Origin of the sequence: Rhodoplanes sp. P11, from assembly GCF_964266735.1 — a bacterium.
Classification (GTDB): Bacteria; Pseudomonadota; Alphaproteobacteria; order Rhizobiales; family Xanthobacteraceae; genus Rhodoplanes; species Rhodoplanes serenus.
Genome location: NZ_CAXWGY010000016.1, coordinates 18,680 through 36,155, shown reverse-complemented (window position 1 = coordinate 36,155; position 17,476 = coordinate 18,680). Strand labels below are relative to the sequence as shown.

Sequence of the window (17,476 nt, the reverse complement as noted above, 5' to 3'; positions counted from 1 at the left end):
CGTAGCCCGGGCTGAGCGCAGCGAAGCCCGGGACCATTCCATCCGATCATCGAGGCGGTCGCCCGCCTGTGCGCGGCGACCGAGGGGCGTGGGCGCAGGCTTGTGCGCGAAACGCGCGAGTGCTTCCGGGCGGATTCGCATATGTTGCGAGTGTGCAACGGGGTGCGCAATTTCAGCGAAGATGAACCCCGAGTTCAGGTAATTTGATTTCCCTTACATGACCAGTTCATGTCATATTGTGCTCGTTCCGTGCGGATGAACGACACGGACGGGAGTGTCGGTCCCGCAGCGGCCGGCGCCCGAGGGAGTGGGGAAGGAGGGGAACCATGCGAACGGACGACTCTCGCCAGCGCAGCAGCGACGCCACCTGCCGGACCTGCGGCAGCGCCGTGGAGGTCCCGCGCTTTTTCGACACCCGGGGCCACCACTATTGTGCCCCCGAGTGCTGGGAGAGCGTCGGCGTCGCGCCGGCCCATGCCCACAGCCACGCCCACGCTCACAGCCGGGCCCCGGCGGAGCTGCGCTGAGCGGCTCCGATCGCGGCGTCGCCGTGACGCGACGACGCTGTGGCCGTCACGGTCGCGGCGCGACGACATCGGGCCTTACGCGGCCGCGAGCCCCGGGCCGCCCCGAACGCCGGCCGGTCACGCGCCCGGCGCCCCGGTCGCTTCGCGCAGCCGGTGGAGATTGCCGTCGCGCTCCAGCACCACATGGCGGTCGTGCAGCGGCATCAGCGTCGAGCGGTGGCCAATGGAGATCAGCGCCGTCTCCGGCAGCCTTCGGCGCAGCAGCCCGTAGAGCGCCGTCTCGGACGGCTCGTCGAGCGAAGCGGTCGCCTCGTCCAGGAACAGATAGTCGGGCGCGTGCAGGATGGCGCGGGCGATCGCCAGGCGCTGCTGCTCGCCGAGCGACAGCATGCGGCCCCAATGCGCCTCCTCGTCGAGCCGGTCGGCGAGCCCCCCGAGCCCGACCGTGCCGAGCACCTCGGTGACGCGGTCGCGTGGGAAGGCGTCGGGCAGCGCCGGGTAGGCGATCGCCGCCGCCAGGGTGCCGACCGGCAGATAGGGCCGCTGGGGTAGGACCATCACGGAGCGGCCGGCCGGCACGCTCACGCGGCCGCGCCCGAACGGCCAGACCCCGGCGAGCGCCCGGAACAGGGTCGACTTGCCGGAGCCCGACGGGCCGCCGACCAGCACCCGCACCCCGGCCGGCAGCACCAGCGCGTCGGCCGCGACCAGCGGCGTCCCGGCGGGAAGCCGCACCTCCAGCGCCTCGGCCGCGACGGCCTCCGCGTCCGGCTCGGCCGACACCACGATCCGCTCCGGCACCGTCGCGAGGGCGCGGCCGGCCGTGAGCGCGGCGTCGAAGCCGGCGAGACGATCGATCACCGCCTGCCATTCGGCGAGCTGCCGATAGGAGGTGACGAAGAACGACAGGGCGCGCTGCACGCTGCTGAACGCCTCGGAGGTCTGCATCAGGCCGCCGAGGCTGAAGCCGCCGGCGAAGTAGGCGGGGCTGACCACGACGAACGGAAACACGGTCGACACCTGGTTGAAGCCCGCGGTGAAGAAGGTGAGCTTCTTCTGTCGCGTCATGATGGCGTACCAGTTGGCCATCACGGCACCGAAGCGGTCGAGCAGGCGGGCGCGTTCGGCCGTCTCGCCGCCGAGCAGCGCGATCTGCTCACCGTTCTCGCGCACCCGCACCAGATGGAAGCGGAAGTCGGCCTCGTAGCGCTGCTGCTGGAAGTTCAGCCCGATCAGCGGCCGGCCGATCAGATGCGTGAACACAGTGCCGACCACCGCGTAGATCAGCGCCGCCCACACGAGGTAGCCGGGAAAAGACCAGGTGGTGCCGCCGATCACCAGCGGCGCCTGGGCCGACAGGCTCCATAGGATCGTCACGAAGGACGCCAGCGTGACCACCGAGCTGAGCAGCCCGAGCCCGATCGCCAGGCCGCGGTCGATGAACAGGTTGATGTCGTCGGCGATGCGCTGGTCGGGGTTGTCGGCGGCGTCGCCGAGAAGCTGCATCCGGTAGTGATTGCCGTCGTCGAGCCAGTGACCGAGATACTGCGCCGTCATCCAGCGCCGCCAGCGGATCTGGAGCCACTGGTTCAGATAGAGCTGATAGACGGCCAGCACGATGAACGCCGCGGCCAGGACGCAGAAGTACAGGAGCTCGGACACGAAGGTGTCCCAGGCCCGCTCTTGCAGGGCGTTGTAGAAGCGGGCGTTCCACTGGTTGACCAGCACCGTGATGCCGACGATGGCGAGCTCGATGGCGATCACGGCGGCGAGCAGCAGGCGGCCGGCCCGGCGATCCTCGGCGGAGCGGAAATACGGTGCGGCGAGGCGCCACATCACGGTGAGGGCGGTGATCAGGCGTGTCACGCGGGGCTCCAGGGGGCTGGCGCCGGACGGAGCGGCCGGCGGAACAGGCTGCGGTGGGCGCCTGCTTCCGGCGGAATCCAGGCGTTTTGACGTCGGGTCTGGCCGCCGCCGCACGGCCCCTGCGAGGCGCCGCGTCTCTCTCGGCGCGGCCGCCGGCTGCGGCTCTGGGTCGCCGAAAGTACAATGGCGGCAGGCTTGTGGTCGGATCGTGAAACCGTCACACTTCGGCGCCCGATGCCGCCCGACCGAGGACGGGGACCCGGCGACCAAACTCCCGAGCCCTCTGCTCGACCGAGCCACCCGCCTTCCAACGCCCGACGTGCCGCGCATCGGCATCATGTGCTGAACGAGCGACCATCGCTCCAAGACGGCCCGTAGAGGCCGTCGGTCATACTCAGGAGGAAACGAGTCATGTCCCGCCCGGATTCCGTCCCGTCCGCCGCCGGCCAGACCAGTGTGTCCGGTCCGTCCGCTCCGCGCACCAGCCGCCGCAAGTTCATGCTCACCGCGGGTGCGGCCGCGGCGGGCGCCGCCGTCGCGGCCCCCGCCGTCGCGCAGTCGACCGGCCCGGTCGCCATGCGCTGGCAGAGCACCTGGCCCTCGAAGGACATATTCCACGAATACGCCCTCGACTTCGCCAAGAAGGTCAACGACATGACCGGCGGCGACCTGAAGATCGAGGTGCTCCCGGCCGGCGCCGTGGTGCCCGCCTTCGGGCTGCTGGAGGCGGTGTCGAAGGGCACCCTCGACGGCGGCCACGGCGTCATGGTCTATCACTACGGCAAGCAGACCGCGCTCGCCCTGTGGGGCTCCGGCCCGGGCTACGGCATGGACGCCAACATGCTGCTCGCCTGGCACAAGTACGGCGGCGGCAAGGAGCTGCTGGCCAAGCTCTACGACTCGATCGGCGCCAACGTGGTGTCGATGCCCTACGGCCCGATGCCGACCCAGCCGCTCGGCTGGTTCAAGAAGCCGATCGCCAAGGTCGACGACATGAAGGGGCTGAAGTTCCGCACCGTCGGCATCTCGATCGACGTGTTCACCGGGCTCGGTGCCGCCGTCAATGCGCTGCCGGGCGGCGAGATCGTATCGGCCATGGACCGCGGCCTGCTCGATGCGGCCGAGTTCAACAACGCCTCCTCGGACCGCGTGCTCGGCTTCACCGACGTCTCCAAGATCTGCATGCTCCAGAGCTACCACCAGAACGCCGAGCAGTTCGAAATCCTGTTCAACAAGGCCAAGTACGACGCGCTGCCCGAGAAGATGCGCGCCATCATCGCCAACGCCGTCGAGGCGGCTTCGGCCGACATGTCCTGGAAGGCGATCGATCGCTACTCCAAGGACTATGTGGAGATGCAGACCAAGGACAAGGTCCGCTTCTACAAGACGCCCGACCCGGTGCTGAAGAAGCAGCTCGAGGTCTATGACGAGGTGGTGAAGAAGAAGGCGGCCGAGAATCCGATGTTCAAGGAGATTCTCGAGTCGCAGCGCCAGTTCGCGCAGCGCGCCACCCAGTGGGAGAACGACACGGTGGTGAGCCGCAAGATGGCGTTCGACCACTATTTCGGCCAGGCCGGCGTGGCCAAGCAGCCCACCTGACGATGCGGTGGCGCCGTGGCGGGCCTCCGGAGAGGGCCGCCCGGCGCACCCGTGCCGATCGCCGGCGGTGCCTCCCCGGTCCGCCCGCGAATCCGCTCGCGAACGGTCGCCGCCCGCAGCCGAGCCGACGAGGCGCGCCCACTCGCCTCCCTCGCGCCGAAACTCCAGCGCCGAGATCCCGCCCATGACGATGCTCCAGTCCACCAGGGCCATCCGGCGCGCCAAGCCCGTGCAGCGCGTCCTCTACATCGCCGACCTGATCAGTACGGTGGTCGGCAAGACCGCGGCGTGGCTGATCATCGCCCTGATGACCGTGGTGGTCGTCGAGGTGGCCAAACGCTACCTTCTGAATGCTCCGACCGCCTGGATCTTCGATCTCAACAACATGCTGTACGGCACCGTGTTCATGCTGTGCGGCGCCTACACGCTCGCACAGAACTCGCATGTGCGCGGCGACTTCATCTATGGCTCGCTGAAACCCCGCACCCAGGCGACGCTCGACCTGATCCTCTACGTGCTGTTCTTCCTGCCCGGAATTGCTGCACTGATCTATGCCGGCTGGCACTATGCGCAGGACTCCTGGCGCATCCTCGAGCACTCCAACGTCACCGCCGACGGCCCGCCGGTCTATCCGTTCAAGACCGTCATCCCGGTTGCCGGCACCCTGGTGATGATGCAGGGGCTCGCCGAGATGCTCCGTTGCGTCGTCTGCCTGAAGAGCGGTGCCTGGCCGCCCCGACTCAAGGACGTCAGCGAGCTCGACGTCGTCGAAGAGCAACTCGCCCGCAGCGAGTATGTGGACGAAGAAGACCGGCGCGCCGCCATCGCTGGCGCTCACAAGATCGACGAGACCGCGCGCCAGCGCGGCATGGGGGGAGACCTGAACACATGAGCGATCCTGCGCTCGGATTGCTGATGCTGGGACTCATCGTGATCGCCATCATGATGGGCTTCCCCACCGCCTTCACCCTGATGGGGCTCGGCATCTTCTTCGGCTTTTATGCCTTCTACGACCCGTCGCAGTTCTGGTGGGACAACCGCGTCTTCGACCTGATGGTCCAGCGCACCTACGGGGCGATGACCAACGACGTTCTGATCTCCATCCCACTCTTTGTGCTGATGGGTTACGTGATGGAGCGCGGCGCGCTGGTCGACAAGATGTTCTACAGCGTCCAGCTCTCGTTCAGCCGGCTGCCGGCATCACTGGCGGTGGCGACCCTGATCGTCTGCGCCTTCTGGGGCCTCGCCTCCGGCCTGGTCGGCGCCGTCGTGGTGCTGATGGGGGTGATCGCCTTCAATCCGATGCTGCGGGCCGGCTACGACGTCAAGCTCGCCGCCGGCGTGATCACGGCGGGCGGCACCCTCGGCATCCTGATCCCGCCATCGGTGATGATCATCGTCTACGCCGCGGTGGCCGGCCAGTCGGTGGTCAAGCTCTACGCGGCCGCGATGTTTCCCGGCTTCTTCCTGGCCACCCTCTACATCGCCTATATCATCGGCCGGGCGCTGATCCAGCCGTCGCTGGCGCCGCCGCTGCCGCCCGAGCAGACCCGGGTGCCGGTGCCGGACTGGCTCGATCGGCTGCGTGCGGCCTATTCGTCCAACATGATGAGGACCTTCCTGTCGGCGCTCGCCTCGCCGGCGCGGGCCCGGGCCGTCAAGAGCGAGGACGGGACCCCGCTCAGCTACGGTGCGTTGGCCGGGAACTTCCTGATCGCGCTGGTGCCGCTCGCTCTCGTCGTGGCCGTGCTGGGGCTGGTCTGGTGGTATGTCGTCATCCATCGGGCGCCGACCGAGGAGATCGAGGCGCTCGGTCTTCAGCCGCTGGGCGGCGCTGCCCCGGTGGAGGCCGAGGCGGCGTCGGGTCCCGGTACCGGCTTCTACGTGACCTTTGCGACGGTGGCGGTGCTGCTGGCGCTGATGCTCGCGCGCTACTACTGGCGCATGGGGGCGGAGCGGTTCGCGCTCCTCAAGCTGCTCGCCGTCTCGGTGCTGCCGATCGCGGTGCTCAGCATCTCGGTGCTGCTGGTCATCCTCCTCGGCATCACCACCGCCACCGAGTCGGCGGCGGTCGGCTCTGCCGGCGCCTTCCTGCTGGCGCTGTTCGCCCGCACGCTCGACTGGAAGCGGACCAAGGAGGCGGTGTTCCTCACCGCCAAGACCACCGCCATGGTGTGCTGGCTGTTCGTCGGCTCGGCGCTGTTCTCGGCGGTGTTCGCGGTGCTCGGTGGTCAGGCGCTGCTGGAGAAGTGGGTGCTGTCGCTCGACCTCACCCCGACCCAGTTCATGATCCTGTCCCAGGCCATCATCTTCATTCTCGGCTGGCCGCTGGAATGGACCGAGATCATCATCATCTTCGTGCCGATCTTCCTGCCGCTGCTCAAGCACTTCGGCATCGATCCGATCCTCTGGGGCGTGCTGGTCTTCGTCAATCTCCAGGCCGCGTTCCTGTCGCCGCCGGTCGCCATGTCGGCCTTCTATCTGAAGGGCGTGGCACCACCGCACGTCACCATCAACCAGATCTTCGCCGGCATGATGCCCTACATGCTGGTGGTGATCCTGTGCATGGTGATCATGTATCTGTGGCCGGGCATCGTGCTGTGGCTGCCGACCTGGCTGTATGGCGGGTGAGGTGAGGCGACGCGCGGCGCGCTCGCGTTCTCACGTCCTGGATGCCCGGCCTTGTTGTTCAGCCCCAGGCCGGGCGTGACGGAGCCGGGGCGCGCGACGCGCCGCCGCTTCCCATGCGGCGGAGCCGCCGCTACGTCCCCAAAGCGGCGGAGGAGCCGCCGCTACTTCCAGCGCGCGTTCTCGGAATCCCACACCTGGCCATCGAGATCGCGGGCGAGCGCCGCGATCAGCGCCTCGAACTCGATGGCGGCGCTCTCCTCGTCGCCGCCCTGGTAGCCGCTGGTGAAGGCGAGCCGCGAGTCCGCCGCCCGGTCGGCCGGCTCGACGCTCGATTCGCCGATCCAGATCACCAGGCCGTCGCCGCCGCCGGGCGTCTCCGGGCCGACCAGCAAGGTCAGCTCGATCACCTCGGTGAGATCGAGGCCGCGCGCCGCCTGGTCGGGACGCTCCAGCTTGAGGGTCAGCTCGCGGGTGACGTCGTCCCACTGGGTCGACACCGGCTTGGCACCGAGCGCCGTGCCGACCGCGGCGCCGATCCGCTCGGCCAGCGCGTCGGCCTTGAGGCTGCCGCTGTCGGTCCATGCCGAGGCCTTCACGCGCACCGAGCGCTCGATGCCGTAGGAGCCGCTGGTCCAGCCGGCCGCGACGACGCCCGGCATTGCCTGGAGTTTGGCGACCAGCGCCGCCGCCCGCTCCGGCGCCGTCTCGATCCGCACCGTCTGCCGGCCGCCGCGCAGGTCGGCGCAGCTCTGCACCAGGCTCGCATAGTCGACGCGCGCGCCCTGGCCGCGCAGGCTCTTCACCACGTCGAGGAAGCCGTCGCGCGACACCCGCACCGCGACGGCGATCGGCGATACCTCGGCGAAGTTTGCCGGTGCCGTCACGATCTCGTCCTCGGTCGACTGCTGGTCGCGGAACTCCGCCTCGCTCATGTCGCCGAGATCGCTCGCCGCGACCGTGAGGGTGGTGTCGCCGCGCGTGATGGTGCCTTCGAGCGCGAAGGTGTCGCCGGTCGCCCGGCGCGTCAGGCTCACCTTGACGGGGACCTGGTCGGGCTCGCTGTGGCCGCTGCCGACCAGCTTGCCGCCCTGCGGCTCCAGGGTGACGACGAAGCGGTCCTTGCGGGCCGAGGTGGCGGAGACCGAATGGCAGACGTCGAGCACCGCCGCGGTCACCCGGCCGCCCTGGCGGGTCTCGCGCCAGATCGCGTCGCTCTGCAACGAGCCCATCAGCTCGCCGAAGATCGTGGTGTAGCGGACCGTGGCACCGGCCGGCGGGGCAGGGGGCTTGGCGCCGCCCTTGGCCTGCGACCAGGCCGGAGCCGGCAGGGCGAGCATCAGGGACGCGGCGACGACGACGAGCGCACGCATGGAATCCTCCGGAGGGACGACGGCGACCGACCGCGCGGCCGCGCGGCGCCGTCGAGCAGCCGGGACGGCCGGCGCGCCGGCGGCGCTTGACCACAAGCACGGGCTGCCGGCAAGAACAAGGCGCCTGTCGCCCTTCGTCCTCGTGCGGAGGGCCGGGCGGCGATTGCCGGCACGGGGCCGGGCCGCCGGTTCCCTCTCCGAACGGAGCATCCTCATGATCCGGCGTCGCGTGTCGTCGCTCCTGCGGTCCGCCGCGTCGTCCGCCCGGAGCGGGGGCGCCGCGGTCGTGCTCGCCGGGGTTGCGTTGGCCGGGGCTGCACTTCTGGCGCCGGCGATCGATCCGGCCCGGGCGCAGGCGGCCTTCCCGTACGGTCAGGAGCTGCGGATGGACACCGACCCCATGAAGGGGTCGAAGAAGATTCCGGTGATCGACATCGCCGACAATGGGCTCGCCGAGATCGAGCTGTGGTGCAATGCCGTCAAGGCGCGCCTGATCGTGGTGGGCGACACCGTCACGGTGCTGACCGGGCCGCGCACCGAGCGCCAATGCCCGCCCGAGCGGGCCCGCGGCGACGACGAGATGCTGGCCGCGCTCGGCCAGACCACCCACTGGCGCGTCGCCGACGATCTCCTGGTGCTCTCGGGCGGCCCGCGGGAGCTGCGCTTCCGCATGCAGCGCAACTGAGCGCTACTCGACTCGGCGCTCGTGTCCCGGGCGCGATGCGACGCGACGCGCAGCGGGCACGAGGTCGAGAGCTACAGCCCGAGCTTCGGCCACAGGGCGTCGACGCGCGCGATCAGCTCCGGCGTCGCCTTCAGCACCTTGCCCCATTCGCGGTGGGTCTCGCTGCCGATCTTGTTGGTGGCGTCGATGCCGAGCTTGCCGCCGAGGCCGGACTCCGGCGAGGCGAAGTCGAGATAGTCGATCGGCGTGCGGCCGATCACCGTGAGGTCGCGCGACGGGTCGGCGCGCGTGGCGATCGCCCAGGCGACATCGTCCCAGCTCTTCGGATCGACGTCGTCGTCCACCACCACGATCAGCTTGGTGTAGGAGAACTGCGGCAGCATCCCCCACAGGCCCATCATGATGCGCTGGGCGTGGCCGGGATAGCGCTTGCGGATCGAGATGATCGCCATCCGGTACGAGCAGGCGTGCGGCGGCAGCCAGACGTCGACGATCTCCGGGAAGGCGCGCCGCACGATCGGCAGGAACAATTCGTTGAAGGTGGCGCCGAGCACCGCCGGCTCGTCCGGCGCTCGCCCCGTGAAGGTGGAGAGATACAGCGGGTCGCGCCGCGTGGTGATCGCGGTGACACGCATCACCGGGAAGGGCTCGACCGAATTGTAGTAGCCGGTGTGGTCGCCGAACGGGCCTTCCGGCGCCGTCTCGGTGGCGGACACGAAGCCCTCCAGCACGATCTCGGCATCGGCCGGCACCATCAGGGGCACCGTGCGGGCCGGCGCGAGGCGCGGCCGGGCGCCGCGCAGCAGGCCGGAGAAGCGCACCTCCGACAGCGTCTCGGGCAGCGGCAGCACGGCGGCCAGCATGGTGGCCGGATCGGTGCCGATCGCCACCGCGACCGGCGCGTCCTGGCCGCGCGCCGCCCACTGGGCGTGGTGCTTGGCGCCGCCGCGATGGTGCAGCCAGCGCATGATGGCGCGGTCGCGGCCGAGCACCTGCATGCGGTAGATGCCGAGATTGTAGCCGGCGACCGCCTCGCTGTCGGGCGGCCGCGTCACCACCACGGGCCAGGTGATCAGCGGGCCGGCTTCGCCGGGCCAGCAGGTCTGCACCGGCAGGGCGCCGAGATCGACGTCGGCGCCGGTCCGCACCTCGGCCTGGCAGGGCGGGCGATCGACGGTCTCCGAGCGGGTGTTGAGGGCGGCCTTGAGGATCGGCCAGCGCGAGAGGGCGTCGCGCAAGCCCTCGACCGGCTGCGGCTCGCGCAGCGAGGCCAGCACCTCGCCGAGCTCCGCGAGGCGCTCGGGCCGGATGCCGAGCCCGGCGGCGACGCGGGTGCGGGTGCCGAACAGGTTGACCACCGCCGGCACCGGCAGGAGCTGGCCGTCGGCGGCGCGCGGCCGCTCGAAGACGAGCGCCGGACCGTCGCGGCCGATCACCCGGCGGTGGATCTCCGCCATGTCGTGGACGATGTCGACCGGCTCGGCGACGCGGGCGAGATCGCCGGCCGCGTCGAGATGGCGCAGGAAGTCGCGCAGGTCGCGGAAGGGCGGAAAATCGCGGATCGGCACGGCAACTCCTGACGCCGCTCGGGGGCTGCGGCCGGGGTCCCGGCCGCCCGGCGGGGGATCAAGGGCGTCGAGGTGTCAAGCGTCCTTGATATAGGACAAAGTCGCAGCCGGTCCGAACCGATAACCAAGGTGCTCCATGTCGACCAACTCAGCCACAGTTCCGGAGCTTCCGGCCGCCCTGTCGTTCGGCCTGCGGCCCCTGCCGCTCGCGCCGCTCGCCGCGGCGCTGGATCTCGTCGTCAAGTCGGCGGCCCGCCGGCATCCCGCCATGTTCGCCCGCCTCGGCGACCAGGCCGGCAAGCGGTTCCTCATCGAGCCGACCGACCTGCCCTTCGTCGTGGTGATGACGCCGCGCCCGGACGATCCCGAGGTGCAGGTGGTGCGTCCCGGCGAGGAGCCGGCGACCGACGCTCGCATCGCCGGGCCGCTCGCCGCGCTCGTCGGCCTCGTCCACGGCGCCTATGACGGCGACGCGCTGTTCTTCTCGCGCGACCTGACCGTCGAGGGCGACATGTCGGCCGTGGTGGCGCTGCGCAACGCCCTCGACGACGCCGAGATCGACCTCGTGGCGGAGGCCGCCGCGGTGCTCGGGCCGCTGGCCCAGCCGGCCGAGACGGTCGGCCGCATCGCCGCCTCGCTCGCCGAGCGCATCACCGGCATCGCCTTCGCCCGCCCACGGAGCGGTTCATGACGACGACATACACGGCGCCGGCCCCCAGCGCCGCCTGGAAGCCGAAGGGTCGGCTCGAGCTGGTCTGCCCGGCCGGCACCCCGGCCGCCATGCGGGCCGCCATCGAGGCGGGCGCCGACTCGGTCTATTGCGGCTTCGCCGACGAGACCAACGCGCGCAACTTCCCCGGTCTCAACTTCAGCCCGGCCGAGATGGCGGAAGGCGTCGCCCACGCCCACAAGCGCGGCGTCAAGGTGCTGGTCGCGGTGAACACCTTCCCGCGCGCCGGCGAACCGGGCGCCTGGCACCGTGCCATCGACACCATCGCGGAGTGCGGCGGCGACGCCGCGATCGTCGCCGACATCGGGCTGCTCGACTACGCGGCCGAGAAGCATCCGCGGCTGCGGCTGCACCTCTCGGTGCAGGCGGCCGCCGCCAACCCGGAGGCGATCGGCTTCTATGTCGAGCGCTTCGGCGTCAAGCGCGTGGTGCTGCCGCGCGTCCTCACCGTCGCCGAGATCGCCGCGCTCAACCGCGAGATCGCCTGCGAGACCGAGGTGTTCGTGTTCGGCGGGCTGTGCGTGATGGCGGAGGGCCGCTGCTCGCTGTCGTCCTACGCCACCGGCTGTTCGCCCAACATGAACGGGGTGTGCTCGCCGCCGAGCCACATCACCTACGCGCAGGAGCGCGGCGAGTTCGTGTCGCGGCTCGGCGAGTTCCTGATCAACAAGGTGCCGGGCGGCCAGCCGATGCCCTATCCGACCCTGTGCAAGGGCCGGTTCACCGCCAACGGCGAGACCGCCCACATCTTCGAGGACCCGGCGAGCCTGGACGCCAGCCTGCTGATCCCGCCGCTCGCCGATGCCGGCGTGACGGCGCTCAAGATCGAGGGCCGGCAGCGCAGCCGCAGCTACACCGACGCCGTGGTGCGGGCGCTGCGCGGCGCGCTCGACGCCCATGCCCGCGGCCTGCCGATCGACAGCCGCCCGCTGATGGCGCTCTCCGAGGGCGCCTCGACGACCCGCGGCGCCTACCAGAAGACGTGGCGGTGAGAAAGACGAAGCCGTTGCTGGTCATTCCGGGGCGCGGCGACGCCGCGAACCCGGAATCCAGCAACCGGCGCGGCGATTGCGGCTGGATTCCGGGACCGCTGCTTTGCAGCGTCCCGGAATGACGACCGTCGGGATATCGGGACGTGAGATGATGGCACCTTCGGACACTTCGCCTGGCAGGACTCTGGCTGGCGGGACTCTGGCTGGCAGAACTCTCACGCTCGGGCCGCTCCTGTTCAACTGGTCGCCCGAGCAGTGGCGCGACTACCATCACCGCATCGCCGACGAGGCGCTGGTCGAGCGCGTCTGCGTCGGCGAGGTGGTGTGCTCCAAGCGGCTGCCGTTCTACGAGGACGACATTCCGGGGGTGATCGAGCGGCTCCAGCGCGGCGGTAAGACCGTCGTGCTGTCGTCGCTGGCGCTGCCGACCACGGCGCGCGAGCGCGGCATGATCCGCGACCTCGTCGCCATGCCGGGCGTGGTGGTGGAGGCCAACGACGTCTCCGCCTGCGGGCCGCTCGCCGGCCGGCCGCACGCCATCGGGCCGCTGATCAACGTGTACAACGAGGGCACGCTCGCCTTCATGGAGAAGCAGGGGGCCGTGCTGGTCTGCCTGCCGCCGGAGCTGCCGCTCGCCGCCGTCGGGGCGCTCGCCGGTGCGGCACGCACCGCCGTCGTCGAGACCTGGGCGTTCGGCCGGGCGCCGCTCGCCATCTCGGCGCGCTGCTATCACGCGCGCGTCCACGGGCTCGCCAAGGACTCCTGCCAGTTCATCTGCAACCAGGACCCCGACGGCCTGGCGGTCGACACCCTGGAGGGCAAGGAGTTCCTGTCGGTCAACGGCGTGCAGACCCTGAGCCGGACCGTGGTCAATCACGTCGCCGATCTCGGTACGCTGACGGCGCGCGGCGTGCGCGCGTTCCGACTGTCGCCGCATACCTGCGACATGGTGGCGGTGGCGCAGGTGTTCCGCGACGTGCTCGACGGCGCGATCACCGGCGCCGAGGGCGAGGCCCGCATCGCCGCCCTGATGCCGGGCGTTATCTTCGCCAACGGCTTCCTGCACGGCCGGCCCGGCCACCAGCGCGTCGCCGCCGCGGCCGGGTAGGGCGCTGTTCGACCTCGGTGAATTTTGGTTGGCGACGCGCTCCTGCGGAATGCTCTCCCAGGGGGAGAAGCGGGCCGCCGCCGCGCGATCTACCCCTTCTTCGGCAGCGCCACGATCATGTCGAGCTCGACCCGGGCGCCGGGCGACGAGAGCTGATTGATGCACACCATGGTGCTGGCCGGCCGCCAGTCGCCGAAATAGCTCCGCATGGTCTTGTGCATGCCGTCGCCGTCACGGATGTCGGTCAGGTACTTGGTGACCTTGACGACGTCCGTCCAGCTCGCGCCGACATGGTCGAGGATCGACTTGATCGCCTCCATGGCGTTCCGCGTCTGCTCCTCGATGGAGTGCGGGTGGACGTGCTCCTCGTCGCGGTGCGGATGATCGTGATAGAGCGGCGACGCCGTGGCGCCCGAGATGAACATCAGGTCGCAGGCGCCGACGATGTGGACGGCCGGCGCATAGGGCATCTTGTGGGCCTGCGACGGGTCCGGATGGATCGACTTCAGCTCGAACGTCATGGGCGGCTCCGCTGCTTCTTCCGATCGTGAGAGTGTGGGTCAGTTGACGCGCCAGTGGCCGAGGCGGACGTCGATCATGTCCTGGGCCTTGGTGACCACGATGCCGAGCGTGGCGAGCACGATCAGCACCGCGAACACCTGCTCGGTCTCCAGCACCTGGCCGGCGAGATAGAGCCGTGCCCCGAGCCCGACCTTGCCGATCACCATCTCGGCCGCCACCACCAGGATGATGGAGACGCCGAGGCCGAGCCGGATGCCGGCGAAGATCGACGGGATGGCGCTCGGCAGCAGCACCATGCGGATGATCTGGCGGCGTGAGGCGCCGAGGTCGCGGGCCGCCAGGACGAGCCCCTGGTCGCACTGGCCGATGCCCAGCACCGTGTTGATGACGATCGGGAAGAAGGCGCCCAGCATGCTGATGGTGAGCATGAACGGGCCGCCGGTGCCGAGCCAGATGATCAGCAACGGAATCAGCGTCACCTTGGGCAGCGGATAGAGCGCCGCGATGAACGTGTCGGCGACGGCGCGCACCCGCTCCGAGGTGGCCATCCAGACGCCGAGCGCGACGCCGAGGCCGAGCGCGAGGAAGAAGCCGCCGAAGATCCGGGACAGCGTCGCGACCAGATCCGACGTCAGGCCGCCGGTGCGGAACATCTCGAACAGCGCGACGACGATGCGGCTCGGCCGCGGCAGGTAGATCGGGTTGAGCGCGAGCGCGATCACCGCGAGCTCCCAGCCGGCCAGGACGATCACCACCGAGAGCCAGCTCAGCACGCGCGGCTCGCCGAGCCGCGCCAGAAGGCTCCGCGCCGGCGTGCTCTGCACAGACGGGCCGGTAACGGCGGGCGGCGCGGACGGCTGGTGGCTCACGCGCCGCCTCCCTCGGTCGCCATGGCGCGGATCACCTCCTGGCGCAGCAGCCCGTAGATGTGATCGAACAGCGCCGCGAAGCGGGGATCGCGCGTCGTCGCCATGCTGCGGGGGCGCGGCAGATCGACCGCGATCTCGGCGGCGATGCGGCCGGGCCGCGCCGTCATCACCAGGATGGTGTCGGCGAGCAGCACCGCTTCCTCGATCGAGTGGGTGACGAGAATCGCGGTGGTGCCGCTGGTCTCCACCAGCGCGGCGAGCTGCTCCTGGAGCACCAGGCGGGTCTGCGCATCGAGGGCGCCGAACGGCTCGTCGAGCAGCAGCAGCTCGGGCTCCATCACCAGCGCGCGGGCGAGGCCGACCCGCTGACGCATGCCGCCGGAGAGCTGGCGCGGGTACTTCCGCTCGAAGCCGGCGAGGTCGACCTTGGCGAGGGCAGCGCGGGCGCGCGCCTCACGCTCGGCCCGTCCCACGCCGGCGACTTCGAGCCCGAAGGCGACATTGTCCAGGATGGTGCGCCACGGAAACAGATTGAAGGCCTGCCACACGGTGGCCATGTGGGGGGTGGAGTGAGGTGTGGAGTGGGGCGCAGAGTGGGGCGCCTTGTGCGGTGCATCACCTGGGCCGGCGACGAAGCGCAGCCGTCCGTGCGTCGGCGCCAGAAAGCCGCGGATGATCTGAAGAAGCGTGCTCTTGCCGCAGCCGCTCGGCCCGATGATGGCGGTGACCGCACCGGGGGCGAAGTGGCAGCTCACGTCGGCGAGCGCCACCGTGGGCTCGCCCGACCGCGACGGGAAGACGAGGCCGACCTGCTCGACCGCGACGGTGGTGGCGACCGCGCCGGTGCTGGCGGCCGGGACGGCGGCGGCTGTACCGACAGGAGGCATCGTCGCGGCGGTCTCCGGTGGCGGTCGCGGGGATGGCGCGTGGTCTTTCGACCGACGCCTCGGTCGTCAACGGAACGGTTCGGCAGATCGTGTCGTCGAGGTGAATTCTCTGCGCAAGTTCTCTGCGTGCTTGCGCCGAGGACTTTCAGAACGGCTCTTGTCAGGAAAGGGTGCGGCCGTGTTATCTTGATGTCAAGATAAATGCGGATCGCAGCCTTGCCCTCATCCGATCTCCGAGCCGCCCCCCTCGATCGCAGGTCGACCGGCGTCGCCCGGGGCGATGTCGATGCCATGGACCGCTTCATCGCCGAATGGGGTGCGGCACGGCCCGATCTCGATGTTCGTTATCTGGCGACGCTCGGCCGCATCCTGCGGCTGTCGGCGCATCTGCGCGACGCGGTGGACGGCTGGTTGCGTCCGTTCGGCCTCACCTGGGACGTGTTCGACCTGATCGTGACGTTGCAACGCTCCGGCCGGCCCGAGGGGCTGCGCCCGACCGCGCTCACCGATGCGTGCCTGCTGTCGTCCGGCGCGATGACCAGCCGCATCGATCGCGTCGAGAAACTCGGGCTCGCCGAGCGCCGTCCCGATCCGGACGACCGGCGCGCCACGCGCGTGGCGCTGACCCGCCGCGGCGCCAGGCTCGCGGCGCGCGCCATGGCGGAGCACGCCGCCCGCTCGCGCCGCATCGCCGATCAGCTCACCCCGGCCGAGCAGGACGAGCTCGCGCAGTTGCTGCGCAAGCTTCTGAGATCGTTCGAGAGTGAGGTTCCGCCCGCCGACGGGCGCGACAGCGGTTCGGCGTGACCGGCGCGCGTCGCTGTCGCGCCTGCCGCACCGGGGTCCCGCCGGGCGAAACGCCGCAGCGGGGCCGCCGCCGACGCCCTTGCGGGTGCGACGATGCGTGGTGCACAGTGCATATAAAGTCGTGATCCGCCCGGCATCGATCTCGTGTTTGGGCTCGGTGCCTCGCCGATGTCGTCGTCCCACCCCCGGAGGCGCCCATGACCAGCTCCCTCGATCGCCGACGTTTCGTGTCCACCACCGCCGCGGCCGCGGCGGCACTCGCGATGCCTCGCGTCGCACGGAGCCAGGAGCGGGCCAAGATCCGCATCGGCGTCGTGCCGCTGATCTCCTCGGGTCCGGTCTTCCTGGCCCAGGCGAAGGGCTTCTTCGATAAGGTCGGGCTCGACGTCGAGATCCGCTACTTCGCCGACGGCGTGCTGGCGATGCCGGCGCTGATCGCCGGCGAGCTCGACGCCACCGTGGCGACGCTCAATGCCGGCCTGTTCAACACGGTGGCGAAGGGCGCGCCGTTCAAGCTGGTTCTCGATCGCGGCTCGGAGAAGCCGGGCTCCGGCTCGATGACCATCGCGGCGTCGAACGAGCTGGTGAAGGCCGGCATGACGGCACCGGACAAGATGGCCCTGCTGAAGGGCAAGAAGGTCGCCATCCAGGCGCCCGGCGGGATCGATCAGTATCTGCTCGGGCTCGGCGTCCGGCGCGCCGGTCTCGATCCGCGCACCGACGTGGAGTGGTCGAGCGGGCTCGCCTATCCGGACATCGTCAAGGCCATGGGGGCTGGCCAGGCCGATGCCGCCAATGTGCCGGTGCCGCTCGGCTTCCTGGTCGAGAAGAACAATTTCGGCAAGCTCGTCTTCTCCGGCTGGGACATCGAGCCGAACACCCAGCTCGCCTGCTGGGCGATGTCGCAGAAGTATCTCCAGAGCAACAAGTCCGCGGCGGTGCGCTTCGCCATGGTGCACACCCATGCGGGGCGGCTCTACAACAAGGCGGCCGCCGCCAAGGATCCCGACGTGATCAGGATCATCTCGGAGGCCACCAAGGTGCCGCCGCCGCTGATCGAGGCCGCGGCGCCGCGCTGGACCTGGTTCAACGAGAACGGACAGCCCAACATCGAATCCTGCATGGCGCAGGGGACGTTCTGGACCGAGCAGATGAAGCTGGTGTCGGGGAGTGTCACCAAGGAGCAGCTGTTCGACCTGTCGCCGGCCATCGAGGCGGAGGCGCAGCTCGCGAGCAAGAACCCGTTCGGGTGAGGACGGGTGCCCTCATGTTTGCGTGCCCGTCGCAGATGTGCTCCGGGCTCCGCGTGCCCCGC

16 protein-coding genes are annotated in these 17,476 nt (G+C 70.1%); 10 read left to right on the top strand and 6 right to left on the bottom strand.

The features are described from left to right. Nucleotides 1–326 precede the first annotated feature (326 nt). The gene (locus ACFQUV_RS12005) at nucleotides 327–527 is read left to right on the top strand and encodes a hypothetical protein (protein ID WP_111384075.1); all 201 of its coding nucleotides are present in this window, start codon (nucleotides 327–329) and stop codon (nucleotides 525–527) included. 117 nt (nucleotides 528–644) lie between these two features. On the opposite strand, the gene ACFQUV_RS12000 is transcribed toward ACFQUV_RS12005, so the two are convergent. After that, on the bottom strand, nucleotides 645–2,393 hold the full coding sequence (locus tag ACFQUV_RS12000; protein ID WP_129609286.1) for an ABC transporter ATP-binding protein/permease: 1,749 nt from the start codon (nucleotides 2,391–2,393) through the stop codon (nucleotides 645–647). Nucleotides 2,394–2,891: 498 nt separating this feature from the next. Here ACFQUV_RS12000 and ACFQUV_RS11995 point away from each other — a divergent pair, with 498 nt between their 5' ends. The 3 genes from ACFQUV_RS11995 to ACFQUV_RS11985 all read left to right on the top strand — a co-directional run bounded on the left by ACFQUV_RS11995 (nucleotide 2,892) and on the right by ACFQUV_RS11985 (nucleotide 6,623). Continuing rightward, nucleotides 2,892–3,992 (top strand): TRAP transporter substrate-binding protein, encoded by a 1,101-nt coding sequence (locus tag ACFQUV_RS11995; RefSeq protein WP_244601593.1) that lies wholly within the window; start codon nucleotides 2,892–2,894, stop codon nucleotides 3,990–3,992. A 190-nt stretch (nucleotides 3,993–4,182) separates the two neighbouring features. Beyond that, nucleotides 4,183–4,884 (top strand): TRAP transporter small permease subunit, encoded by a 702-nt coding sequence (locus ACFQUV_RS11990; RefSeq protein WP_129609294.1) that lies wholly within the window; start codon nucleotides 4,183–4,185, stop codon nucleotides 4,882–4,884. Beyond that, nucleotides 4,881–6,623, top strand: a complete 1,743-nt coding sequence (locus ACFQUV_RS11985; protein WP_129609284.1) for a TRAP transporter large permease subunit — start codon at nucleotides 4,881–4,883, stop codon at nucleotides 6,621–6,623. The genes ACFQUV_RS11990 and ACFQUV_RS11985 overlap by 4 nt, the downstream gene beginning before the upstream one ends. Nucleotides 6,624–6,784: 161 nt before the next feature. Here the strand turns inward: ACFQUV_RS11985 and ACFQUV_RS11980 are convergent, their stop codons facing one another. Continuing rightward, nucleotides 6,785–7,993 (bottom strand): hypothetical protein, encoded by a 1,209-nt coding sequence (locus ACFQUV_RS11980; protein ID WP_129609283.1) that lies wholly within the window; start codon nucleotides 7,991–7,993, stop codon nucleotides 6,785–6,787. A 214-nt stretch (nucleotides 7,994–8,207) separates the two neighbouring features. Here ACFQUV_RS11980 and ACFQUV_RS11975 point away from each other — a divergent pair, with 214 nt between their 5' ends. After that, the gene (locus ACFQUV_RS11975) at nucleotides 8,208–8,678 is read left to right on the top strand and encodes an META domain-containing protein (protein ID WP_165363907.1); all 471 of its coding nucleotides are present in this window, start codon (nucleotides 8,208–8,210) and stop codon (nucleotides 8,676–8,678) included. A 71-nt stretch (nucleotides 8,679–8,749) separates the two neighbouring features. Here the strand turns inward: ACFQUV_RS11975 and ACFQUV_RS11970 are convergent, their stop codons facing one another. Continuing rightward, complete coding sequence (locus ACFQUV_RS11970) at nucleotides 8,750–10,246, bottom strand: UbiD family decarboxylase (protein WP_129609281.1); 1,497 nt, start codon at nucleotides 10,244–10,246, stop codon at nucleotides 8,750–8,752. Nucleotides 10,247–10,382: 136 nt separating this feature from the next. Here ACFQUV_RS11970 and ACFQUV_RS11965 point away from each other — a divergent pair, with 136 nt between their 5' ends. The 3 genes from ACFQUV_RS11965 (at nucleotide 10,383) to ACFQUV_RS11955 (ending at nucleotide 13,076) form a co-directional block, all read left to right on the top strand. Beyond that, nucleotides 10,383–10,937, top strand: coding sequence for an SCP2 domain-containing protein (locus ACFQUV_RS11965; protein ID WP_111384082.1), 555 nt, complete (start codon nucleotides 10,383–10,385; stop codon nucleotides 10,935–10,937). Next, nucleotides 10,934–11,968 (top strand): peptidase U32 family protein, encoded by a 1,035-nt coding sequence (locus tag ACFQUV_RS11960; protein WP_129609280.1) that lies wholly within the window; start codon nucleotides 10,934–10,936, stop codon nucleotides 11,966–11,968. Before ACFQUV_RS11965 ends, ACFQUV_RS11960 begins: the two co-directional genes overlap by 4 nt. Before the next feature lie 148 nt (nucleotides 11,969–12,116). Further along, complete coding sequence (locus ACFQUV_RS11955) at nucleotides 12,117–13,076, top strand: U32 family peptidase (RefSeq protein WP_244601591.1); 960 nt, start codon at nucleotides 12,117–12,119, stop codon at nucleotides 13,074–13,076. A gap of 89 nt (nucleotides 13,077–13,165) precedes the next feature. Here ACFQUV_RS11955 and ACFQUV_RS11950 read toward each other — a convergent pair whose 3' ends face one another. From ACFQUV_RS11950 to ACFQUV_RS11940, 3 genes are read right to left on the bottom strand one after another with little or no spacing between them, the layout of a single operon-like run. Next, the gene (locus tag ACFQUV_RS11950) at nucleotides 13,166–13,597 is read right to left on the bottom strand and encodes a RidA family protein (protein WP_111384084.1); all 432 of its coding nucleotides are present in this window, start codon (nucleotides 13,595–13,597) and stop codon (nucleotides 13,166–13,168) included. Between the two features lie 39 nt (nucleotides 13,598–13,636). Beyond that, nucleotides 13,637–14,467, bottom strand: coding sequence for an ABC transporter permease (locus ACFQUV_RS11945; RefSeq protein WP_129609279.1), 831 nt, complete (start codon nucleotides 14,465–14,467; stop codon nucleotides 13,637–13,639). Continuing rightward, a complete protein-coding gene (locus tag ACFQUV_RS11940; protein ID WP_129609278.1) occupies nucleotides 14,464–15,354 on the bottom strand; it encodes an ABC transporter ATP-binding protein in 891 nt (296 codons plus the stop codon). The genes ACFQUV_RS11945 and ACFQUV_RS11940 overlap by 4 nt, the downstream gene beginning before the upstream one ends. 291 nt (nucleotides 15,355–15,645) lie before the next feature. Here ACFQUV_RS11940 and ACFQUV_RS11935 point away from each other — a divergent pair, with 291 nt between their 5' ends. Both ACFQUV_RS11935 and ACFQUV_RS11930 read left to right on the top strand, forming a co-directional pair. Next, complete coding sequence (locus ACFQUV_RS11935; RefSeq protein ID WP_165363905.1) at nucleotides 15,646–16,161, top strand: MarR family winged helix-turn-helix transcriptional regulator; 516 nt, start codon at nucleotides 15,646–15,648, stop codon at nucleotides 16,159–16,161. Nucleotides 16,162–16,358: 197 nt separating this feature from the next. Next, nucleotides 16,359–17,414, top strand: coding sequence for an ABC transporter substrate-binding protein (locus ACFQUV_RS11930; RefSeq protein WP_129609276.1), 1,056 nt, complete (start codon nucleotides 16,359–16,361; stop codon nucleotides 17,412–17,414). Nucleotides 17,415–17,476 lie beyond the last annotated feature (62 nt).